Annotated in this window: 6 protein-coding genes; 3 read left to right on the top strand and 3 right to left on the bottom strand. The window is 47.9% G+C overall.

Translation table 11 applies throughout. From position 1 onward, the window contains the following. The first annotated feature begins 81 nt into the window (after nucleotides 1-81). Nucleotides 82-894 (top strand): Uma2 family endonuclease, encoded by an 813-nt coding sequence (locus NZ772_10995; protein MCS6814076.1) that lies wholly within the window; start codon nucleotides 82-84, stop codon nucleotides 892-894. 545 nt (nucleotides 895-1,439) lie between these two features. Next, entirely contained in the window at nucleotides 1,440-2,048 is a 609-nt protein-coding gene (locus tag NZ772_10990; protein MCS6814075.1) for a hypothetical protein, read from the top strand. Between the two features lie 304 nt (nucleotides 2,049-2,352). On the opposite strand, the gene NZ772_10985 is transcribed toward NZ772_10990, so the two are convergent. The 3 genes from NZ772_10985 to NZ772_10975 all read right to left on the bottom strand — a co-directional run bounded on the left by NZ772_10985 (nucleotide 2,353) and on the right by NZ772_10975 (nucleotide 6,035). Then, nucleotides 2,353-4,023 carry an MASE1 domain-containing protein gene (locus NZ772_10985; protein ID MCS6814074.1) on the bottom strand — a complete coding sequence of 557 codons (1,671 nt, stop codon included), beginning with the start codon at nucleotides 4,021-4,023 and terminating at the stop codon, nucleotides 2,353-2,355. A gap of 133 nt (nucleotides 4,024-4,156) precedes the next feature. Continuing rightward, a complete protein-coding gene (locus tag NZ772_10980) occupies nucleotides 4,157-4,654 on the bottom strand; it encodes a hypothetical protein (protein MCS6814073.1) in 498 nt (165 codons plus the stop codon). 49 nt (nucleotides 4,655-4,703) lie between these two features. Continuing rightward, complete coding sequence (locus NZ772_10975) at nucleotides 4,704-6,035, bottom strand: DUF1822 family protein (protein MCS6814072.1); 1,332 nt, start codon at nucleotides 6,033-6,035, stop codon at nucleotides 4,704-4,706. A 293-nt stretch (nucleotides 6,036-6,328) separates the two neighbouring features. On the opposite strand from NZ772_10975, the gene NZ772_10970 reads away from it, so the two are divergent. Next, nucleotides 6,329-6,574, top strand: a complete 246-nt coding sequence (locus tag NZ772_10970) for a hypothetical protein (GenBank protein ID MCS6814071.1) — start codon at nucleotides 6,329-6,331, stop codon at nucleotides 6,572-6,574. Nucleotides 6,575-6,812 lie beyond the last annotated feature (238 nt).

The raw sequence follows: 6,812 nt of genomic DNA, 5'->3' as shown, positions 1-6,812 counted from the left end.
CATTGGGCTGAAAGCTAGTATTTCTACCTCAATTAACCAACTCCCGCTACAATAGAACCAGTTCACCAACAGCGATCGGCTATGATTTCTCTGCTCTCTGAACAGCAACTCAAAGAACTGGAGCTGTATCCTGAAAGTGATGGCAAGCCCATGGCAGAGAATACTGAGCAATATCGCTGGATTGTCATGATTAAGGAAAATCTGGAGATTCTCTTTAGCGCAGTTCCTGATGTGTTCGTTGCAGCCGACTTATTTTGGTATCCTGTCCCCAAAACAGAAACGGAAAGTATTGCTCCCCAAGCCCCTGATGTGATGGTAGTAGTGGGTCGTCCTAAGGGCAGACGGGGCAGCTATCGCCAATGGGAAGAAGCCAACTTGGCCCCCCAAGTAGTGTTTGAAATTCTCTCTCCTGGCAACAAAACTGTCCAAGGTAAGCAAGAGATGCAGCAAAAGTTAGCTTTTTATCAGACCTATGGGGTGGAAGAGTACTACATCTATGACCCTGACGATTGGGTACTAGAAGGCTGGCAACGCCATGGACAACAATTACTCCCTATCGATGATATAGGACGATGGAGCAGCCCCCGCTTGGGCATTCAGTTTGAATGGCAGCCCGGTCAAGAACTCATTCTACGCTATCCTGATGGTCGTCCATTTTTGAGTTCTGTTGAACTAGCTCAACAAGTTGAACAGGAACGGATACAAAGAGAATTAGCCCAGCAGCAGGCTGAGTTAGCTCAACAGCAAGTTGAACAAGAGAGAATTCAAAGAGAGTTGGCTCAACAACGAGCCGAACAGGAGCGACAACGAGCCGAACAGGAGCGACAACGGGCTGAACAATTAGTGGCCTACCTAAGGTCGATCGGTATTAATCCTGATGATCTCAAGCTCTAGCAATCGGCAATATTTACTTCCATCAACCTAGGTGTTGTACTAATTCTCCAAAAGCTATAGCAACAATCAGGCTGATTAGAAGCCCTCATCCCCTAACCCTTTCTCCCAAACTTGAGAAAAGGGGGAACCGAACTATTTCCAAGTCCCTCTCTCTGATAGCCGGAGCTTTGGTGAACTGGAGCTTTAGTTATAAGGAAGTGGTTTTAAGCACCCCTAACAAACTAGGCCACTCAGTTTGTTGCCATAGCATATTGAATAAATCCCTAATCGACATTAGGGGCGATCGCTACAAAATACCTAATCACCATTGGATAGGGTTCTTGGCCTGCTTCAGCAATACTAAGAGATAGCTAGGACAACGTTAACGTTATTGGTCGAGATTGAATCAACTAGGAACGTCTGAGTGACAGCCAAAACTCCCATCAATGGGACGGTTGGCAGGGGTCAATATTGCCTGTTTAGCAGTAGGTAAAACCACCCTGAGTCTAGGGTTTGTTCAGTAACTAGTTGAAACCTGTTCATTGATACCTTAGGAGAACTGTCCCATGATGAAACTACTTTCGCTGCTTTCTTCCGTAGCAGTGGTTATCCTCAGTAACAACGCTGCTCTGAGCGCCACGCTAACTAGCGCGGATATGAAACTTCCCAGTGATACACCAGGTATTCCCCAACTCATGACCTCTACTGCATCCACCAAAACTACTCTACCTACTCCTGCTGTGGAAGGTGATGGACTGGTGCTTGCCCAAGCCGTCGCCCGACTAGATTTCTCTTGGAGATCTGCACCAACGGAAACATCTATTCTTGCTCTGCAATTCATCATGAATGCTGACTCTAATGCACTAGCAAGCTATGCAGCTCTGTTGATGACTGGTCACGATGTGTATGTTGTGAGGGTGCGGCTAAGTAACACTGGAAATATGCGCCTTCGGATTTATCCACAGAATGTGGTTGCTTATTATCAAACTCGATCAGGACGACAAGGCTCTACTAGAGCAGTACCCATCACCGACTCACGATTTCTGCAACCGGATATTCTCATGCCGAATTATTACATTGACAAGCCTGTAGTGTTTGTTGCACCAGCAAACTTAAATGTCGTCAGAGATTTCCGTCTTGGATATTCAGATCCGTCTATTCAAGTCAGGTATTGACGTGCAGGCTGACAACTCAGGTAAATGCTGCTGATGTTGGGTGCGGTTTACATGGGTTACATATAACCATTCCAGATCAGAAGGAGATGTTTAAGCCCCTCTTCCGCGCTTTAGGAGAGGGGTTGGGGGTGAGAGCAACTATTCCAAGCTAGGCTGGAACGCCTATAGCTAGGCTTTTGGAGAATTGGTATGACCTGCATAGGTGAATTTTGCCTAGGGCTACAACGTGACAAACCAGTTGGCGAGGGACATAGTTGCTGTCGAGGCTCGTAGTAATGGCTTAGGTTTTTAGAGCCATGCAAAACTATCTTTTGCCCTTGAGCCAGTAGGTACTCATTGCGCCTCTCCCTTTAATGGGAATCATCCCTCGTTCTTCTAGGATGAACTGATGCTTGAGGTACTCATAGGTTGCAGCCGAAACTTGAATTTGTCCCGGTTCACCGTGGGACTCCATGCGACTAGCCACATTAACGGTGTCGCCCCAGAGGTCGTAGATAAACTTCTTAGTGCCAATCACTCCGGCAACGATCGGCCCCGTGTTGATACCAATCCGAATCCTGAACCGTCTGCCATCCTTAGAGACAAAAGTCTGAATAGCCGTTTGCATGGCCAAGGCCATGTTAGCCACTGCCACAGCATGGTTAGGGTTAGGGTCAGGTAGACCACCTACAGCCATATAGGCATCACCGATCGTCTTAATTTTCTCCACTTGATATTCCTCTGACAGCCGATCGAAGGTTGAGAAGATTTGGTTCAGCAGCCCTACCAACTCTTGGGGAGAGACTTGGCTCGACAGGTCAGTAAAGTTGACAATATCAGCAAATAATACAGTTACGTTCTCAAAGCCATCGGCAATTGGATTATGTTGCTGCTTAAGGCGGCTAGCAATGGAACCAGGGAGAATATTGAGCAGTAAATCTTCTGCCTTTTGCTGTTCGGCTTGCAGGGCAGCAGTGCGCTCCCGCACCCGGTGCTCTAACTCTGCGTTGGCTTTTTCTAGAGCCAAGTTAGAGGCTTGCAGTTGGGCGGCCATCGCTTGCAGGTTCTGGTTAGCTTGCTTGAGTTCAGTCTCAGCTTGCTGGCGCTCTAGCACCGTAGCGGAGAGGATTAATGTTGTTAATGTTACCACCCCTACGAAGGATTGGAGAAAGAGCAGGGTAAGGTTAAGGGAGCGATCAGGGTCGGTTTGCACGGTGTAGATGATCCCTGAAATGGCAATGATTGAGACCAAAACCACGATCAGGGTTGCACCGCGCTGCCCAAAGCGAAATACTGACCATACCAACAGTGGAATCAGCATATATTCCGAGGGCACATTCTGCCAAAATGCTAGGCGACTGATACTCCCCATCAAAATGCCTAACACTATGATTTCTAGCCAGCGCTGCCAAGAGAGGCCAGTAAATGGTTTCTTGCTACTCAACCATGACAAAAATAGTGGTGTGACGATCAAAACACCAAAAGTATTGGAGGTAGACCAAGTCCAGTATAGGGAGTTATAGACTGACCAAGGCACAATTCTGGTTAGGCATAGAGTCATGACCCCGATCGTAGCGCTCACAGGTGGAGTTACTATTGCTACCATCACAAACCAGACAATGGTTTGAGTCCGGTTGAGTAACCGAGAGAGGGGTTGTTGTTGCCGGTGACAGTGCCATCGCAACAGCCAAACCTGGATAGCTGCCGTCAACATATTTCCGGTGCCGATGCTCAGCCCACCTAGGATATGGACTGGTGAAATACCGTGGGAACCAGTATGAAGTAGTAATCCAGCGATTACGATCGTCAGCAATGCTGAGTCCCCTATGAGCAACACCCCACCCAATGCTACTCCTGCTGGAAACCAGATGGGTGTCACCCCTCCAGGGAGGGTAGCAAAGGCAAGAGAAATCTTAGCAACGATAAAATAGGCAACAGTCAGCCCTAGGAGTTTGAACAGACTGATCTGCTTCAGGAACGGTGAGAATTTTCTCATGGGAATCGGTTCAGGGGTACGGCATAGGTGAATTTATGAATACTCAGTCAGATGCACGCTTGCTCAGAAAGTGACAACAGTATCCGGTGATTAAACCCGCAACCGCACAGCAGTAGTTACCTGTACAGGTAGTTTAAATACTGCAATACCGGAGTCCCCAAGTTGGACGACCAACCCCCAGCCCTGGTTGAAATCCAGCATCTTCTGCACATTTGAACACGTCAATACTACCACCAGGGAAAAGGCCAACGCTAATAGCTTCGCCAGAGCCGTCGCGGGCAAAGGTCACTAGGCCAATAGTGTCACAGGCGGTAATCACCTCTGTGGCGATCGTCGTCATGAGCTGACGAGAATTGAAAACTGACTCAATGGCTGCTCCTTGCATTATGAGCGTGTAACTGTTAGGCCGACCAACCGGGTGATCGGGATAGATAGCCGCAATATTACTGGTTTCTGGTCTGACTCTAAGGTTGCGGATTCTAGCTAAGCGATTGCGCACAGTGGCTCTGGCTGCATTACAGGTGAGTACAGGTTGCTGGCTATGGACAGGTGAAGCAATGGGGATAATGAGACTGAGGGCGACGATCGTCGAGCAGAAATGATGCGTGAACCACAAACCGTGCAATGTCATAGTGAAGTCTTCTGTAGGAATATCAAGACATGGTAACCGCTGGCATAACTTAAATGACAAAATTTTGGGTAATTCCCACATCTCCTAAGGAGACTCGCACACTGAAGGGTTCACCAAGTTGTCCGCTGAAGTGAAGTTGCAGGTAATCGTCAATGCGGCGCGATCGAGCCTCTAGAAACGTCTCTCCTGTTTCATCTATGACAGTCAACACCACATCATCGGGCAAAAAGCGTTGTCCCCGCAGGGGATAGATGCGCACCATAATGGCAATCCCTGTTGATCCCTTTTCCATCACAGCCACCATCAGAGCTAGGGCATGACTGGTCAATAACATGCTCAAGTCCTTGACCCGGCGCACACCTACTGCAACGTTATCTGGGTCAATCATGCCTAAGCTGTCGGCAGCAACCCAGCGCAGATGGTCGTCTTGACTAACTCGTATCAGGTGAATCAGAGCGGCGATCGCCTCCACACTATCCCGACCAATGACCCCTAACCGACGGGCAGCAGCTTCCTTCAGAGCTGTTGAATCAGCAGAATAAATGTGATCAATCAGAGTAGTAATCTCAGTATGCCGCTCCCTTGGGTTTGGGTCTGAGGAGGGAAATACAGGCAAATTGCGGGTGGCATAGGCAGGTGCCATTATGGGCGCGGCAAACAAGTCTTGCATGGTCTGCCAACCGGCATCGAATACATTCTGAAGCCATCGGCTCAGGTGCTCAGGGGTTGGGGAGGCAGGAGTTGTGGTTCCTAGGGGCTTGACAACCTCTTCACAAACAGGGTTCTCTAGCTTATCGTAGGCACTGACATCGGTGTAATAAATCTTCCGTACTGAATAGCCCAACTGCTCGCTCAACTGGCCTTGATTAAACAAGGTTTCGATGCGGTTGTAGGCATCGTCTGAACCTTCTAAATGGAGAATCAAGCTACCAATTTCTGTTTTCAGAACCTTGAAGGAACGATCGCCCACAAGCTGATTCAAGCGACTCACAATGTTTTCGGTTTCCATAGCGTCTGTGTCATCAATAATAATTACCATCATCCGTTGGGGCTTACGTCGCTTGTAGCCAGCTTCCTCTAGAGCAATAATTACATCTCGCCAGTCTTCGATGGCCCTGTCTGCCAGCTCGGTAATATATTGATACAGTCCTTTTGAGAGTTCTGCTCTCAGCCCTGCAATTTGCCAATTAATCTTATTAGCAATGTCTTGGGGCTTATAACCAGCCAACAATAGACAGAGGTAATCCATCTCAAAGGCAGAAAGGGTTTTAGCCCTGGGCTTCATACGCTGTTTAACCGTGAGCAAATCATCAAACAACCGTTCCATATCCCATTTCTGGGCGGCCTGATCATACTCTGGTCGCCGTGATACTGACTGCATATGACTAACCTCTGAGCAAATATCTTCAATAAACGTAAAGCCCTAGATCTATTGTCAATGGCCAAGGGGCTATTGAGTACCTAATGGTGAATAGGGAATTGAATCAGTTGATACCTAATTGTGGTTATGGATTTTAATGCTGATGTTATCCTGCCACATCGTGAACCTCTAGCAACAGCAAATTCCTAATCGATATTGAGTACTTATGGCCCTAAATCCCTAACCGCTGTAGGTTTCATGCATCGTGGAAATTCCCTATGCTGAGGGTATCGAGTTTTGCAAATGTTTACGCCATGGTTTTTCCTCATAGCATCCAGGCTGGTGACCCAGATACTTGTCAATTTGTGTTTGACCCCAGCGAACCCGATCGCGCTCTGCGGTTCCGCTGCAACATTGAGCGATCCTTGAATACGTCCACTACTACCAAACCAGGCATTGATCCTTTAGCCGTATGTACTGTATTGGCAGTTGCAGGGTTGCTGTTGGTGCTCGGTTCGCCAGAGCTAGTGGTCATCAATTTATCGAACTCTCCTGAATAACCCCGGTCAACAATATATCCAGACTGAATCCTTGCCAGAATTGCACCCAGAGCGCTATGAAAACAGCGATTCAGTATCTAAGTTTACTAATGGCATCGGCATATCCTCACCCTCAGTCGTTTCGTTCTGCTAGTTAGAAGAGTTGAGGTGAGGACTGCCAGATTATTCACGCGCAGAGTCTGTAGTTAGAAGCATGCAATATTTAGAGGCAATAGCCATGAGAACTACGATTAGCCCT

The sequence above is a fragment of the Cyanobacteriota bacterium genome (assembly GCA_025054735.1).
In the GTDB taxonomy this organism is placed as follows: Bacteria; Cyanobacteriota; Cyanobacteriia; order SKYG9; family SKYG9; genus SKYG9.
Note: the sequence above shows the minus strand (reverse complement) of the source record. Positions and strands in the feature narration are given on the sequence as shown.

Excerpts from the sequence above, each read along its gene's own strand:
- NZ772_10995 (MCS6814076.1), top strand. The coding sequence starts at position 82 with ATGATTTCTCTGCTCTCTGAACAGCAACTCAAAGAACTGGAGCTGTAT.
- NZ772_10990 (MCS6814075.1), top strand. The coding sequence starts at position 1,440 with ATGATGAAACTACTTTCGCTGCTTTCTTCCGTAGCAGTGGTTATCCTC.
- NZ772_10985 (MCS6814074.1), bottom strand. The coding sequence starts at position 4,023 with ATGAGAAAATTCTCACCGTTCCTGAAGCAGATCAGTCTGTTCAAACTC.
- NZ772_10980 (MCS6814073.1), bottom strand. The coding sequence starts at position 4,654 with ATGACATTGCACGGTTTGTGGTTCACGCATCATTTCTGCTCGACGATC.
- NZ772_10975 (MCS6814072.1), bottom strand. The coding sequence starts at position 6,035 with ATGCAGTCAGTATCACGGCGACCAGAGTATGATCAGGCCGCCCAGAAA.
- NZ772_10970 (MCS6814071.1), top strand. The coding sequence starts at position 6,329 with ATGGTTTTTCCTCATAGCATCCAGGCTGGTGACCCAGATACTTGTCAA.